Source organism: Gracilibacillus salitolerans, from assembly GCF_009650095.1.
Classification (GTDB): Bacteria; Bacillota; Bacilli; order Bacillales; family Amphibacillaceae; genus Gracilibacillus; species Gracilibacillus salitolerans.
Genome location: NZ_CP045915.1, coordinates 1,378,705 through 1,394,200, shown reverse-complemented (window position 1 = coordinate 1,394,200; position 15,496 = coordinate 1,378,705). Strand labels below are relative to the sequence as shown.

Annotated in this window: 12 protein-coding genes; 6 read left to right on the top strand and 6 right to left on the bottom strand. The window is 35.2% G+C overall.

The features are described from left to right. Positions 1-84 precede the first annotated feature (84 nt). Positions 85-1,227: a GntR family transcriptional regulator gene (locus GI584_RS06535; protein WP_407647400.1), complete on the bottom strand. Its 1,143-nt coding sequence runs from the start codon at positions 1,225-1,227 to the stop codon at positions 85-87. A gap of 618 nt (positions 1,228-1,845) precedes the next feature. Between GI584_RS06535 and GI584_RS06530 the strand changes: the two genes are divergently transcribed. After that, positions 1,846-2,568: a potassium channel family protein gene (locus tag GI584_RS06530; protein WP_153790697.1), complete on the top strand. Its 723-nt coding sequence runs from the start codon at positions 1,846-1,848 to the stop codon at positions 2,566-2,568. A gap of 407 nt (positions 2,569-2,975) precedes the next feature. On the opposite strand, the gene GI584_RS06525 is transcribed toward GI584_RS06530, so the two are convergent. Further along, positions 2,976-3,779, bottom strand: a complete 804-nt coding sequence (locus GI584_RS06525) for a pentapeptide repeat-containing protein (protein WP_194842140.1) — start codon at positions 3,777-3,779, stop codon at positions 2,976-2,978. A gap of 167 nt (positions 3,780-3,946) precedes the next feature. Here GI584_RS06525 and GI584_RS06520 point away from each other — a divergent pair, with 167 nt between their 5' ends. Next, on the top strand, positions 3,947-4,354 hold the full coding sequence (locus GI584_RS06520; protein WP_153790696.1) for a VOC family protein: 408 nt from the start codon (positions 3,947-3,949) through the stop codon (positions 4,352-4,354). A 78-nt stretch (positions 4,355-4,432) separates the two neighbouring features. Here the strand turns inward: GI584_RS06520 and GI584_RS06515 are convergent, their stop codons facing one another. The 3 genes from GI584_RS06515 to uvrA form a co-directional block, all read right to left on the bottom strand. Then, on the bottom strand, positions 4,433-5,497 hold the full coding sequence (locus tag GI584_RS06515; RefSeq protein ID WP_153790695.1) for an NAD(P)H-dependent flavin oxidoreductase: 1,065 nt from the start codon (positions 5,495-5,497) through the stop codon (positions 4,433-4,435). Between the two features lie 253 nt (positions 5,498-5,750). Next, the gene (locus tag GI584_RS06510; protein WP_153790694.1) at positions 5,751-7,802 is read right to left on the bottom strand and encodes a 5'-nucleotidase C-terminal domain-containing protein; all 2,052 of its coding nucleotides are present in this window, start codon (positions 7,800-7,802) and stop codon (positions 5,751-5,753) included. A gap of 267 nt (positions 7,803-8,069) precedes the next feature. Then, a complete protein-coding gene (gene uvrA / locus GI584_RS06505; protein WP_153790693.1) occupies positions 8,070-10,538 on the bottom strand; it encodes an excinuclease ABC subunit UvrA in 2,469 nt (822 codons plus the stop codon). A gap of 186 nt (positions 10,539-10,724) precedes the next feature. Between uvrA and GI584_RS06500 the strand changes: the two genes are divergently transcribed. The 4 genes from GI584_RS06500 (at position 10,725) to GI584_RS06485 (ending at position 13,378) form a co-directional block, all read left to right on the top strand. Further along, positions 10,725-11,423, top strand: a complete 699-nt coding sequence (locus tag GI584_RS06500; protein WP_153790692.1) for a MerR family transcriptional regulator — start codon at positions 10,725-10,727, stop codon at positions 11,421-11,423. Positions 11,424-11,668: 245 nt separating this feature from the next. Next, a complete protein-coding gene (locus GI584_RS06495) occupies positions 11,669-12,256 on the top strand; it encodes a TetR/AcrR family transcriptional regulator (protein WP_194842139.1) in 588 nt (195 codons plus the stop codon). 12 nt (positions 12,257-12,268) lie between these two features. After that, on the top strand, positions 12,269-12,640 hold the full coding sequence (locus GI584_RS06490; RefSeq protein ID WP_153790690.1) for a DUF6220 domain-containing protein: 372 nt from the start codon (positions 12,269-12,271) through the stop codon (positions 12,638-12,640). Between the two features lie 99 nt (positions 12,641-12,739). Further along, positions 12,740-13,378: an NAD(P)-dependent oxidoreductase gene (locus tag GI584_RS06485; RefSeq protein WP_153790689.1), complete on the top strand. Its 639-nt coding sequence runs from the start codon at positions 12,740-12,742 to the stop codon at positions 13,376-13,378. Positions 13,379-13,546: 168 nt separating this feature from the next. Here the strand turns inward: GI584_RS06485 and GI584_RS06480 are convergent, their stop codons facing one another. Beyond that, entirely contained in the window at positions 13,547-15,478 is a 1,932-nt protein-coding gene (locus tag GI584_RS06480; protein ID WP_153790688.1) for a fructose-1,6-bisphosphatase, read from the bottom strand. Positions 15,479-15,496 lie beyond the last annotated feature (18 nt).

Genomic DNA, 15,496 nt, shown 5'->3' with positions numbered 1-15,496 from the left:
TTAGCTAAAATATAGAAGATCATCAAAATTATTTTTTGTGGACACTAAAAAATGCGACTTAACTTGAGAGTCGCATTTTCAGGATTATTTTTTTATTGATACAGGAGCAGTAGAGTTTCCGATTACTAAACTAGCATCTAATAACACTCGTTTTGGTTGTATATCTTGATCGTTTTTATTCTGAAGCTTCATTAGGAGTTCAAATACTTTTCGTCCCATTTTTTCCTGATCTTGTGCTAGGTACGTCAATTGAAATTCACCAATATGCGTAGGAGGGCTATCAAAACATATAATCGAGATATCTTCCGGAACACGCAAACCTAATTCTCTAATAGCTTCTTTTGTCATTAGGGCAATGTAATATTCGGCAGCAAACAAAGCCGTTATCTCAGGATGTTCGATCAAATGATTTTTTATCTTATCGATATCTCGCTTAATATTCGGAGGTCTATACGAATTCGGAAGCGTTGACGTAATACTATTAATCCATAACTCTCTGTCTACAATTACTCCTTTTTCAGCATGCGCCTGAATAAATCCTTCAATTCGATCTTCTAGTGCAGTCGTATCGCTAGGAGGTGGAGTAAGGATGCCAATATGTCGATGTCCTAACTCTAGCAAGTATTCCGTACCTATTCTTGCGGCCTCTACGTTATCTGTACTTACAGATGCTGTGGAAATACCTTTTAAATGACGGTCAACAAGTACAAGGGGAAATTTATTTAGGACTAACTTTAATATTTCTTCACTAAAATACTCTCCTTGTGAAGGAAAGATAATGAGTCCATCTACACCCAGATCAACTAATTCTCTAATCGCCTTCTCTTCTAAATCAGGCATTCCAAAGGAGCGTCGTAACACGAGAAAACATGATTGTTCTGCTGTACATTTTTCAATAGACGAAATCAATGCTGTACCATAGCTATCATCAAAATCCGTTATTACTAAACCGATAAGTGGGGCTGCATGCACGTTCTTTTCAATCGTTCCTTCGTTTTCCACTTCATTATCAGAACTAATTTTAACAAACGAACCTCTACCCGGATGTCTTATGATCAAGCCTTCTCCAGCCAACAACTCTAGTGCCTTCTTCGTTGTTATTCTACTAACATCATATTGCTTAGATAACTCCTTCTCTGATGGTACACGATCTCCCTCTTTATAAACCCCAGAAGTAATATCTTCCTTTAAATTTTCGTACAAAACCTCATACAACGGCTTTGACAAAACAAACACCTACTTTCATTTAAAAACATCTTCTCCCATTGTTATATCATGTTATATCATATATGTAAAGATTATCACTTTAAATGTGCGTACGAATTCGTAATCTTTTTTGAAGAGACAATAAAATATGTATTTATATCATCATATACAAATGGGTGATAGGTCAATTTTCTCAGCTCTTTTTATTCACTAATAGAGTATGTTCTATTTTAATATCCTAATTTTAACTAATGATATTACTATTTAAAATTCAATTGCATTGTATTATTTAAATTGAAAAATAGACCTAGGATATATAACAATAATATTTATTTTTTTTCATCAATAGTGTAAAGTTATATACGCGAGTACATGTATTTTTAATGAAAATTTTTGAAGTTCGTACAATTAGGAATTAATAAAGTAAAATGCAAAATAATTACTTTTGCCCCCCCTCTCTAACTAGGCAAAAAAGAGGATGATTACAAAATTATCCTTTTAGTTTTTACTCGAACAGTAGGTATTTAGGATTAAGAACTATACTCCTACTTGGCTGAAAACTCTTTACCCATTTTATTTTTGTTAACATTTATTTTTTCTTTTTCACAAAAAAATTTAAAACGATAGGAGGTGTTTTTTATGCGACATAAATTTTTACTAATTTATGAGGTACTTCTATTTTTCTTAGCATTATTATCTGTAATTTTAATTTGGTATACGCATCCAATAGCTAGATACATTAATTTTTCTGTTTGGTTGATCTTCGCTGTTGATGTTATCACTAGATTAATTAAATCCGATAACAAAACAGATTATATTAAAAAGAATCCTTTTGATTTTATAGCTATTAATCCTTTTGATTCTATCTTTCAACTAGCCAGATTTGTAAGATTGTTTCGTGTTGTCAGATTTATTTTAATTAGCAAACACTATGCAAAACCTGTAATCTCTATACTAAAAACAAATGGATTAGATAGGTTAATCGGAATTACAATTAGCTTAATTTTAATATTTTCCATACCTGTCATGTTAGTAGAACCTTCCATTAATTCTTATCAAGACGCAGTTTGGTGGTCAATTGTAACTTCGACGACAGTAGGGTACGGTGACATCTCCCCTTCCACAGTTATTGGAAGAATTATAGCAGTATTTTTAATGCTAATAGGAATTGGTCTGATAGGGATGGTAACTGGTGCAATTGCCACTTTTTTTATAAAAGATCCTGTAAAAAGCGTGACCCCCGAAATTGAATTTATTAAACAAAAATTGGATAGATATGAGGAATTATCTGATGAGGATATTGGAAGAATAATTGAAATGTTAACTTATATAAAAGAAAAAAAGAATAAGATAAGTATTTAAAAAGTGCTTCTCATATTAGTAACATATAGTCTAAAATATGTTGCTATTATAATTACATAACAGTTAAGGTGATTGAATTGACATTATTCTCCACAACAATATTTGACTTTTTCAGGTCCAGTCTTTATTGGTTAGAAGCGGTTCTCATTTATTGTGTTTTTCTGCTCCTTATATTTTTATTACGTTAGATTGCCACTTTCATGACAAGGAACACCAAGAATGTTCAAATATTTAAAACAGAATCAGCTGGGTAACTATTTTACGGTTCGCTCATATTCAGCCTGTTTTATTTTTTTGATGCTGCTGGATGACATACAGTATTGGTCATTTGGTGTACATATCAAAAGCGTTGCAGGAAAAGATAAATTTGAATTTTGAAGAATTAGGTGATCACCAAGTGAAAAGTATCACTTCCAATGGTCGGGCTTTTCTAAATAACTTGGAATTTCCGTGAGATTATCACCTTTTGCAGAATTAATTTGAGATTGCGTAAGAAAAAGAGCACCTGTCAAATTAGCGCCATATAACTTGGCGTCTCTAAGGTCCGCCCCAATAAAATCTACTTTTCTCAAATCACTATCACTTAAGTTTGCTGCTATTAATAGTTTCCCACGAAAGTCTTCACCTTTTAGATCTAATCCTTTTAAATTTGCAGCTATTAAGTCTGCAGTTTCTTTGATTTTTTTACCTTTTTTCATCATGCTGTCTCGATATAGCTTACTTGTCTCTTTTAATAGAGCGTTAACTTTAACTCGATGTTCAGTAATATCAATTTCAAGAATTTCCTTTGGATCCTTCTCGGTAAGCTTAACGGTATCGTCGTATATTTTTTGAAGACTATCATGAAATGCTTGTGTTTCTTTTAAAGTCAATGTTTGTTTAAGGTACCAGAGCATTTCATGTAGTTGCTGGACAACAGGAAATACAGCAAACATTTCTTCAGTATGTTCGCTATCTTCACGCCAGTCTTTGCCACCATAAATAGTTTGTGAAACATGCTGACCTGCACCAAAGCACTCATATGTAACACAACCATTAAAGCCTTTGTCTTTCAATTGATCATGAATGGAACACATGTTATTGGAGCATAAATTTCGGCATGGTTTTCCACCGTCTTTACTGAAAGGAAAATCATGAGACTTACCAAAGGGTAAAGCTACACAACATAAGGCAAAGCAATTTTTACAATCTGATTTTAAATCATGCATCATGTTCAACACGTCCTATATTTTTTCAATATTCTTGAAAGCGAATTATTAGTAACATTTTAACACACTACCCCATGTAAAAGCCTAAAAAGGGAGCAAGCGATAAGAAATCAGGAAGGAAAAAAAGTGATATCATTTATTTATCCAAAAAAAGCAAGGAGAAAAAGATAATGACGATTAAAATTACACCTTATTTAATGATGGATGGAAATGCGAGGGAAGCAATCCAATATTATCAGAAAGCATTAGATGCTGAAGTGCCTATGCTTATCACATACGATGATATGCCTGAACCACCTAAAGAGGAATTGAAAGATCTTGTAGCTCATGCAAAATTGGAGATAGGAGATTCAGCTATTTGGATTTCTGACAGCCCTAGTACTTTACCAGTTCAACAAGGTAATCAGGTCACCATCTGTATTACATCCAATAACGTTGAACAATCAAGACGTTTTTTTGAAGCTTTAAAGGATGAAGGTCAAGTAAAAATGCCTTTTCAGAAACAATCATTCAGTCCTGGATACGGCAGCTTAACAGACAAATTCGGGGTAACATTTCTATTCGATACGGAAAATTAAAGTAAAGAGAAAAAGCAGGATTATTTCCCCTCTTTTTCTCTTGGAATAAATAACAGCGGATACTTCGAACAAGTATTATCAATTACTTTTATTTACTTCTCCCATAATATTTTGAATCAACGATTTAACAGTTTGCCTTTTGGCTAATCGTGGACTTTGTCCAGACCAAAGCGACATATAATCACGATTTTTTTGTAAAGAAGAGGCTTTTCTAATTCCTTTTGTTAAACTGTTTTGAACAGGAAAATCTGGTAAAGATGTTTCATGTTGTTTCATTTTGGAAATGAATTTATTGTTAACTCCTCTAGCCCATTTTCCCGAAAAAGTACGAGTTAAAACTGTCTGGTCTTCGGTAGCATGAAGAATTTCTTCAATATGTAATGCAGTAGCACCACTTTCCAAACAAGTTAAAAAGGCCGTTCCCATTTGAACACCTTGAGCTCCTAAACAAGCAGAAGCCTTTAAGCCTCTTCCATCCATAATTCCTCCTGCAGAAACAACAGGAATGCTCACATGGTCAACAACCTGAGGGATTAAGGACATTAAACCTACCAAGCTTTCTTGTTCTACGTCCAAAAAGGTTCCTCGATGGCCACCAGCCTCACTGCCTTGCACAACAACAATATCCATCCCGCTCTGTTCCACTTCAATGGCCTCATCAACAGTTGTAGCGGTTCCCATCAAAATAATGTTTTGTTTTTTTAACATCTGAATTACTTCTTTGGAAGGGATACCAAATGTAAAAGAGCACACAGGAATCTTCTCTTCCATTATAACGTTTATTTGTTGATGGAACGATTCTGTTACTTTATTAAACGTTGGTATTTCCATATTGGTTTCTACTTGCAATTGCTCACGAATAGGCTGCAATAATCGATCAGCTGAGTTAATTTCATTCTCCTTCACATCAAATTCTCTTGGAACAAATAGGTTGATACCAAAATACTTGGAGGTTAACTCCTTTATTTCTCTGATCTGTTCGCGGATTTGTATAGGTGACATATAACCTGCTCCAATCATGCCCAGACCGCCATTGTTTGAAACCTCGGCTACTAACTTTGACGTTGTTACTCCACCTGCCATTGGTGCTTGTATAATCGGATATTGAATATGCAAAAGTTCTGTCATTTCATTATCAAACATCATCTTCACCTCTTTTTTGAGAAAGTCTTATGGAACGATTGTATAACATATTTATCCATTTTAATATAGTCCTTGGAAATTTCGTAGGATCATATTTAGTCCCCCTCGCATCGAATAGAATGCGTTTTTTTCATCTATAGAGAAAGGTCTCATTTGTTTCTGAGCTCGGTACTATACAAAATTTCAGGTCTGTGCCTGCTATGAATCTAGCAGAGCACAGACCTGAAATAAGTTTATAAATACTCGACTTTATTTATGTTAGTTTTACTTTCCTATATACTAGCACACCTATTCCAATGATTATGATGATTGCTCCTAATAAAATAAACGTATACATATTAGTAGCCGTATCCGGAAGACGTTCGCCTTCTTCTTGATTACTTCCATCACCAGAGTTTGCTTCATTATTGCTATCTTCTGAAGTTTCTTTGCCATTTTTATCTTCAGAATCTAATTTATCTTCTTCATCTTCAGAACCTACTTTGTCAGTTTCTTCATCTGAGTTTTTACGGTCATCTGATCCATCACTAGATTCGTTGTTGTTAGTTCCTTCACCAGGGTCGCCGCCATCACCAGGATTTTCTTCATCTGGCGTTCCATTATTGTCTTCTTCAGGTTTCTCAGGGACTCCTGGTTCTCCCCCTAATAAGTCAGTAATACGACCTTCGATAATTGGATCAACTTCACCATTTAAGTCCTCTACCATATAATCACGTAATTGTTCCCAGTCGATTTCACCAATATCTCTTACTCGCCCTTCATCATATGCTTGGGCGAATACGTCAAAACCGTCTCCACCTTTACCCGTGAAATTGTTTGTCGTGACTAAATAAGTTTGGTCTAAATCAATCTCTTCATATTCACCATCGATTTCCACTTCCATCGTTATAATACGAGATCCAGATTCTTTAGTGCTATCATAGTTAAATTTCATTCCAGCAACCTGTAAGAATCCACCGCTTTCTGCAGGTGCTTCTCGGACACTGTGCTCCAAAATTTCTTTAATTTCCGCTCCTGTTAATTCTGCAACTACCGGATCATTTCCAAATGGTAATACAGCAATCACTTCTCCAACAGTAATCGGGCCTTCCTCAATGGTCGCACGAATTCCTCCACCATTTTGCATGGCAATTACAACTTCTGGGTTTATTTCTCGAGCTTTGGTAAGCATTGCATCTGTAATAAGGTTACCTAATTCGGTTTCATTTGCACGGACACTGACTTCACTATCACCTAGGCGCGGATTCGGAATGTCTTTCATCGCCACTGCACCTGTTTCTTGATTGGTTAACACGTCTACTTCTGCTTTGTAGGAAGACAGTACTTCCTCAGCTTCTGGGTCAGCTTCTTTTTCGTTTATATCAATTAATTGACCATCGTAGCCCACAACGACACCATTTTCATCAAAATTGACATCTAATTTACCCAACAATTGTGCATATTGGTGTGCTTGAACGATAACAGTTGGATCTTTTTCATTTCCATTTGCATCTTCTGTGATAAAAGTTGGTTTATCCAATCTCGTATGAGAGTGTCCACCTACAATAACATCAATCCCGTCGACACTTGCCGCAAGCTGTAAGTCGTTCCCTATATCTGGTGTACTATCATAGCCTATATGGTTTAATGCGATAATTTTATCAACACCTTGTTCTTCAAATGCCGCAACAGCTCGTTCTGCCTCTTGAAGATAATTCAAGAATTGAACATTTACTGGGCTGGAGATATTAGCTGTGTCTTCTGTCGTCAGCCCAAAAATACCAACCTGTTCTCCATTAATTTCTTGAATAATTCCATCATAGACAGAACCGTTATTTGGAGAATCAGAAAATGCATTTTCATTTATGTATGAAGCCATAAATGGATCCCCTGAGAAGTCAATATTGGTCCCAAGGAACGGAAACTGTGCTGCCGCTACAAATTCCGACAAGGACTCATGCCCGTTTTCACCTGAACCTAGGTCAAACTCGTGATTCCCAAATACCATTGCATCGAAACCCATCATGTTTAATAAGGCCAAATCAGCTTGGCCGTGAAACTGGTTAAAATACAATGTACCTGAAAAAACATCCCCAGCATGAAGTAACAGTGCATCAGGATTTTCAGCTCGCACATCTTTAATAGCTGTTAACATTCGAGGTAATGGTTCTACATGTGCGTGTGAGTCGTTCATATGCATGATCGTTAAAGAGAAATCACTGTCATCCTCTGCAGCCAACGTACTCGTTGGTAAAACAACCGTTAATACTAAGACAATAATAGCAAACATTCTGAAAGAAAAGCCGAATCTCTTATTGCTTGTCATCTAATGATTACCTCCTAAATAATTTATGTTATTTTCCACTAAATCTATTATGTTAGAACATTAGAAGTAAGTTATTACAAAACAAGTGATAGCATTATTCAACATCTACCTCCTTTATTCGTCACCTACTTTCATTCTAGAAATCTACTATTAACTTAGAATTAAAATATCGTAAAATATATGTAAATCTATACCAATTGTACTGACTTTGAGTCATTACGTAAAGGGTATAAAGAAAAGGTGACCATCTCTAGTCACCTTTTGCTTTTATAATCCCAGTGATTCTTTTAAAAATTGACCAGTATAAGAAGTACTAGATTGTGCTACTTCTTCTGGTATCCCTGTTGCTACTACCTTCCCACCGTCATTTCCACCTTCTGGTCCAAGGTCGATTACCCAATCAGAAGCGCGAATGATATCAATACTATGCTCCACCACAATGACGGTATTCCCATTTTCCACTAGTCTATTTAATAAAACTAATAGTTGTTTCACATCTTTGCGATGTAGTCCATTAGAAGGCTCATCCAATATATAAAGTGTATGATTGGTGGCTTTTTTATTTAATTCTTTAGCGAGTTTTAGTCGTTGTCCTTCTCCGCCAGATAGTGTCGTTAATGATTGTCCCCATTTTAAATAGCCTAATCCAATTTCATTAAGCAATCGGATTTTAGGAGCTAATGTTTTATGATGTTCAAAAAGCACCATTGTTTCTGCAACTGACATATCTAAGATATCAGAAATGGAGTATCCCTGGTATTTCACCTTTAATAATTCCTCTTTAAAACGGGAACCATGACAAACAGGACATGTCACTTCCAAATCATAAATGAAGTGCATGTTTAAGGAGATAAATCCAAGACCTTGGCAGTTTTCACATCTTCCTCCAACCGTATTAAAGGAAAAATCTTTTGCGCGAAAACCTTGTTGCTTAGCCTCAGGTACATTAGCAAATATTTTTCGGATAGTGGTAAACATATCTGTATAGGTGGCAACATTAGAGCGCTGCATCCTACTTAAAGCTGACTGATTAACAGTAATAATGTCATCCACTGCTTCTAAGCCAGTGATATGATCACATTCTGTTACGTCTCGATTTGCTAAAACATCAAAGATTAACGTTGATTTCCCTGATCCTGAGACGCCAGATACAGATACGAGACGGTTTAAAGGGATGTCTATCGAAATATCTTTCAAATTGTGCTTGGAAGCATTTTGAATATGAATAACTTTTCCAATTCCTTTCCGCCTCTCAAATATCATTTTTTTGTTTTCCCTTAGAAATTCACCAGTGACAGAATCGATTTGTGATTGCAATTCTTCTACCGTACCTTCACCTACTATTTTTCCTCCACCACTTCCTGCTTCTGGTCCCATGTCAATAATGTGATCCGCTTCTTTCATCACATCCACATCGTGTTCAATCACTAATACCGTGTTACCTAAATCTCTTAGTTGCTTCATAATAGCTACTAATCCTTTAGTATCCTTCGGGTGTAGACCGGCAGTTGGCTCATCTAAGATATATAAAACACCAGTCAACCCAGAGCCTAGAATAGATGCTAGTCGTAATCGTTGAGCTTCACCGCCAGACACTGTAATAGTTTGCCTGTCTAGATTCAAATAGCCTAAACCAACTTTTAACACTCTACTTATTTTTTCTAATAAATCATGTAAATACGTTTCAATAAATACCTTTTGTTCAGCTGTTAAAGAAGTCTTGAGTCGCTGTAGCCATTCAAACATATCTTCTAATGAAATGGTAGTTAACTCCGTTATCGAAGTTTGATGAACGAGTACATTTCGACTTTCCTCTTTTAACCTATGACCATGACAATTTGGACATGTTTGCGAGGTGAAAAGACTAGCCTCACTTGAACTACCTCCTTTTTCCTTATACCTTCTCCAAATAGCGGTTAGTACTCCTTCAAACTTTCCTTTTGATACGGTTTTTGGTGGCTTTACATCAGGAAAATGTGCTTTAAATTGATCGCTTTCTACTCCATAAAATAGTAAATCTCGTTGCTGAGTAGAATATTTCTTTAGTGGGAGATTTTCATCAATAGGGATTTGATAATATTTTGCAGCTGTTAACACATTATGTTTTTGATAATCAAAATAAGTGCCGCTCATCCACACTTTTACACAACCATCATTTAAACTTACATTCTCATCAAAAACCAGCTCTTGTTCAATTTCACTTACTTCTCCTAGACCGTCACAAGTTGGACAAGCACCTTCAGGTGTGTTGAAGGAGAAGTGAGAGCGGGTGAATTTTTCAAAGCGAGTATTACATTGTGGACAATGGATGTATTCTATATAACCTGAAGTTTCTTCTTGCATTGCTTCCTTATCAAGGGAAGGCAAAATAATATGTTGACAATTGGGGCATTTGCGCTCTCCAAGTCGTTCATAAATGAGTCGTAAATAAGTGTACATATCTGTTACCGTTCCAACTGTCGACCTTGGGTTTCGATTCGTTATTTGCTGGCCGATGCTTATTGATGGTGATAGCCCGATCATTGCCTCTACCTTTGGTTTACTTACACTATCTGTCGGCATACCTAAAGACTCCATATATTGGCGTTGACATTCTCGCTGCAAGGTATCCATTGCTAAAGTAGATTTTCCAGATCCCGATGGTCCTGTTAAAACGACAAGTTTGTTTTTCGGAATCGATACAGAGATGTTTTGTAAATTATTTTCATAAGCACCTTTTATTTGAATGCTAGTCATGAGAATTCCTCCCTATTTTAAGATTCACCAACTATTCTATTACATTCATGCAAGTTATAAGGTTGATTGAATATAGTATTGTTTTTTTAACAAATATCCGTCACATGGAGTTAAAGGTTTTTCTTTAAAGTTTGATTTATCAGGGGAAAATATAGATAATAGTTGTACGATGACAGGAGGGATAATATGGTTCGTCCAATAGATATTGCGAGAAAACTGAATATTACTACGAGCGCCCTCAGACATTACGAGGCTTGGGGGATCGTTCCTCCATCAGAACGAAAAGAAAATGGTTATCGAGTTTATACAGAGGAACATGTAGCTTATTTTGAATGCATACGAGCTTTGAACACAGGTTTTGGTATGGGATTTGTGAAAGAAATAATGCCACTTGTTCAAGAAAAGAAATTTACAGAGGTTCTATGGTTAGTAAATGAAAAACAAGCAGAACTACACAAAGAAAAGGAAAAAACAGAAAAAGTAATCGAAGTGTTGGAATTGGAAAACCCGGAAAAAGTTCCTCTTAACAGACAAAAGCTTTCTTATACAATTGGTGAAGTAGCAGCAGCATTGGAAGTCCCAACAACTGTTCTACGCCATTGGGAAAAGGAAGGATTAATTGAGCCAAAACGTAATCAAGAAAATGGCTATAGAAGTTATTCCAAGCAAGATATCAGTAAACTATTAATTATTCGAACACTTAGAAAAGCGTATTTTTCCATTGAAATTATCAGAGAAATGGTAAAAGAATTTGACAACAATAACATTACGAAAGCGAAAAAAGTGGCAAAAGACTCGCTTATTTATATGGATTATTTAGTGGAAGAGCAATTAAAAGGGCTTTATTATTTGCATAAATTGTTTGAGCAGGTTAAAAAAATTTAATGAACCTCCTCGTTTTAAAAGCTTGTTTAACCTTTTTTAAAATGATTGTGTGATAACAATTGACATTAGCTTATTTCAGAAATATAATTAAATTGACCGTTATGTTAGTTACTACTAACTAACACATAAAAATAACTGAAATGGGGTGTTTATTTAGTCAATTTAAAAAAACCTCTCCTTTATTGACACCACTATGTATTAGTAACATAATGTTAGTTATTAATAAGTATCATGTGAGGTGCCTTATGCAATCAAAAAAAATAAACACAACAGATCGTATTCTTCAATCAGCTCTAGAATTAATGCAAAAAAAAGGATTTAACTTGGTAACTATAAAAGAAATCGCTGATGCATCTAATGTGAGTGAAATGACAGTATTTCGCCATTTTGAAACCAAAAAAGGCGTCTTGGAATCTGCGATTAAAAAAAACACGGTTATCCCTAGTTTCAAGAAAACATTTGAGGAAAATATTGTTTGGAATTTGGATCAAGATCTAATGCTGATTGCAAAGTTATATCTCGATTTAATGGAAAGTAATAAATCTATATGTTTAATCGCTGTTCAAGAACGATTTACGATGCCTGAACTAGTTCGATTAATCTCCGATAATACAGAACAGTTAAAAATATTTATTACCGAGTATTTTAAAGAAATGCAAGCAAAGAAAAAAATGGTTGAATTGGATTCTTATTCACAAGCATCTACTTTCTTATCCATGTTATTTGGATTTTTCATCTCAGCGGCTCTATGGGAAACTGAATTTATAAATCTATCTAAGGATCAATTCATTACAAACAGTATTCATACATTTTGTAATGGAATAAAAAAGTAAAGGGGTTTTTACATGATAAATTTAAATAACCGAGTTCAGTATTCAAAACTAGCCTTTCTGATTTTAGCATGGATATTTACAGTGTGTCTTGTTGCTCAGACTTTCATTGCTGGTTTAGCAATCTTCAATAGCTCTTCACATTGGGTGCATCATACAACATTTGTGGTTTGGTTTCAATTTCTCCCCATAATAATGCTTGTACTATCTTTTACTGGGCAATTCCCAAAGCTAATTCGGTGGAAAGTTGTGGGATTATTTCTTCTTATAGTTCCACTCCAATATATGAGCGTTAATATTCTTGGTTTAGGAGCAATACATCCAGTCATTGCACTGGTACTGTTTTGGTTAGCATTAAATGTCATTAAAAATACAGAAAAAATATAATAATGGTTGTCAAAAAATGCTTGTTATATATAAATGGAAGTATTTTATTTTTAAATTAGATGTTAGTTACTACTAACTAACGATAGCGAGGTGTAAAAAATGAAACTAATTGTATTTGGGGCAACTGGAGACACAGGACGCCAATTAGTGAAACAACTTCTATCCGAAGGACATGAAGTGACAGCAGTCGTACGTCAACCGGATCAATTTACTATGTCAGATAAACATCTTCAGGTCATAAAGGGGGATGTTCTCAATCCTTCTACCCTAGAAAAATCAATGACCGGTAAAGATGCCGTACTTTCAGCAATAGGCGTTCAACACCGAAAACCGACAACAGTCTATTCGAAGGGTATAGAAAATATAAAGAAAGCCATGCGAAAATGTGAGGTTCAGCGACTTATATGCCTATCATCAGAAATGATAAAGCCTCGGGAAGACTTCACTTTAATGGAGCGAATAACTAGTTTGTTTTTAAAAAGAATTCTAAAACATTTATATAAAGACATGGAACGCATGGAACAGAAGATATTTCAATCTAATCTTGACTGGACGATTATTCGCCCTCCTAGATTGACTAATGGTTCACGAACAAGTAAGCACAGAATTTCCATTAATCAACCGGTGACTAAAGCTAAAAGTATTAAAGGAATTTCCAGGGCCGATCTGGCTGAATGCATGGTAACTCAATTAAACAATCCTGATTCTATCAGTAGTATCATATATATATCTTATTAGATAATCAACGAAGTAAATAATGCTGAGGAATATGGTTATTCCTCCATTCAGGAATTATGACACACTTCCTAATACACCTTGAGTCTAAGCGATATTAACTTTTTTATTAAAAATCCCCCTCTTCCTATCAAAAGGAGAGGGGGATTTTAATAGTAGGCTTCTCTTGAATTAATTCATATACCGATATGCCATCAATCGCTTCAACATTTCAATTTCTTCTAATAATTCCTGTCCAACATTGGTTTCTCTCACTTTTTTCCGTTCGAGTTCTTTATCTACTACTCTTCTTACGGATAAAACATCGGCACCATTTAACAGTACATCTTCCTTGGAATTAAAATGCTGATGAGAAACGAGCTGCATGCCAAATGAATTATATAACAACGTATAACCAGCAATACCAGTTGTGGACTGATATGCCTTGGAAAAACCACCATCAATTACAATCATTTTACCATTTGCTTTGATTGGATTCTCCCCTTCCAGCTCTTTAACAGGAGTATGCCCATTGATAATATGCCCTTGATCTGGATCAAGATCAAATTCTTCTAACATTTTACGGCATACTTCCTCATCTTCTCTCAAATAAAAATAATGATTTTTTCGCTCTTTATGAGCTTCCTTATCTTGAATGAAATAGCGCTCAAATGTTGTCATCGCACGTTTTCCAAATAGTGATGAGTATTCACCTGTCCATAGGTACCAAACCATATCTGTGGCCAGATCATCTGTCTGTTCCAAATTTGCAAAAGCATTGCGTAAAAATTGCTCAAATTTATCCAGTAATTCACGTCCTTTATATGTTTTACCTTCAATCTCCATCTGCTCCATATTCCCATATTTATCAATCGGAATACAGCCGTGAATTAATAAATTACCGTTATATCTTAAATATAAACTACCCTTTTTCATTAGAAATTTCATATGCCTCGATAACTTTTCCGAATATTGTACCGAAAGTAGGAGCTTATCGATTACCTCCTCTTCTTCCGGTAACAGTTTCGCTGGATTCTCCGGGTCCACTGTAGCAAAGCAAGTGTTATCGAGCGGATATGTTTTACCATAAACCGTTACTTTGTTATTCTCATAATCTACTTTCTCCAATAAAAGTCTTTCCGACATGTTAAAGAATGAGCGACGTTTAATAATCGGGCTTTCTAATTTAAATTGAATCATCGCGATCGCCTGATGGATTTTGGTGATTTGTAATGCCTCATCGGCTGCTAGTGGTTTATCAGCGTGTTCCTTTGGTCTGAAAACAGGATTATCACCATAGTATTTCTCTGCTAAATTCAGTAATGGTCTGAGATTAATTCCGTAAACATCTTCGATAATATCGAGGTTATCATAACGGGCACAAATGCGAATAATATTGGCCAGACAAACCTTTGAACCAGCAAAAGCACCGATCCATAATACATCATGATTTCCCCATTGGATATCAAGAGAATGATAGTTGATAAGTGTATCCATAATTTTATCCGGGTCAGGCCCACGATCATAAATATCCCCTACTACATGAAGGTGGTCTACTACAAGCTGTTGTATTGTATAAGCGAGTCCTGTGATCAATTTATCCGCCTGACCTAGCGTAATGATTTGCTGGACGATTTTTTCATAATATGTTTTCTTGTTGGAATATTTATCTGATTTATAAAGCAATTCTTCAATGACATAGACAAACTGTTCAGGTAATGCTTTACGCAGCTTCGTACGAGTATATTTAGAAGATGCGTAAGGAATCAGCTGAATCATATCGCAAATGATTTTCTCATACCAGATATTTAATTCCTGTTTATTTTTAAAATTATTTTTTATTAATTTCAATTTCTCTTCAGGGTAATATACCAAAGTCGCAAATTCATTAATTTCTTCTTTCGTCAATTTATCCTTGAAAATATCAGTAATTTTTTCTTTCACTTTACCTGATCCATTTCTAAGCACATGTTGAAATGCATGGTATTCCCCGTGCAAATCACTGACAAAGTGCTCCGTGCCTTTTGGCAAGTTAAGAATCGCTTCCAGATTAATAATTTCCGTTACCACTTTTTCTTCACTGTCATATTTTTCAGCAAGTAAGTCCAGGTACTTCGTATTCAATGTGAATATATCCCCTCT

Excerpts from the sequence above, each read along its gene's own strand:
- GI584_RS06490 (WP_153790690.1), top strand. The coding sequence starts at position 12,269 with ATGATAAATTTAAATAACCGAGTTCAGTATTCAAAACTAGCCTTTCTG.
- GI584_RS06510 (WP_153790694.1), bottom strand. The coding sequence starts at position 7,802 with ATGACAAGCAATAAGAGATTCGGCTTTTCTTTCAGAATGTTTGCTATT.
- GI584_RS06515 (WP_153790695.1), bottom strand. The coding sequence starts at position 5,497 with ATGTTTGATAATGAAATGACAGAACTTTTGCATATTCAATATCCGATT.
- uvrA (WP_153790693.1), bottom strand. The coding sequence starts at position 10,538 with ATGACTAGCATTCAAATAAAAGGTGCTTATGAAAATAATTTACAAAAC.
- GI584_RS06500 (WP_153790692.1), top strand. The coding sequence starts at position 10,725 with ATGGTTCGTCCAATAGATATTGCGAGAAAACTGAATATTACTACGAGC.
- GI584_RS06530 (WP_153790697.1), top strand. The coding sequence starts at position 1,846 with ATGCGACATAAATTTTTACTAATTTATGAGGTACTTCTATTTTTCTTA.
- GI584_RS06525 (WP_194842140.1), bottom strand. The coding sequence starts at position 3,779 with ATGATGCATGATTTAAAATCAGATTGTAAAAATTGCTTTGCCTTATGT.
- GI584_RS06495 (WP_194842139.1), top strand. The coding sequence starts at position 11,669 with ATGCAATCAAAAAAAATAAACACAACAGATCGTATTCTTCAATCAGCT.
- GI584_RS06485 (WP_153790689.1), top strand. The coding sequence starts at position 12,740 with ATGAAACTAATTGTATTTGGGGCAACTGGAGACACAGGACGCCAATTA.
- GI584_RS06520 (WP_153790696.1), top strand. The coding sequence starts at position 3,947 with ATGACGATTAAAATTACACCTTATTTAATGATGGATGGAAATGCGAGG.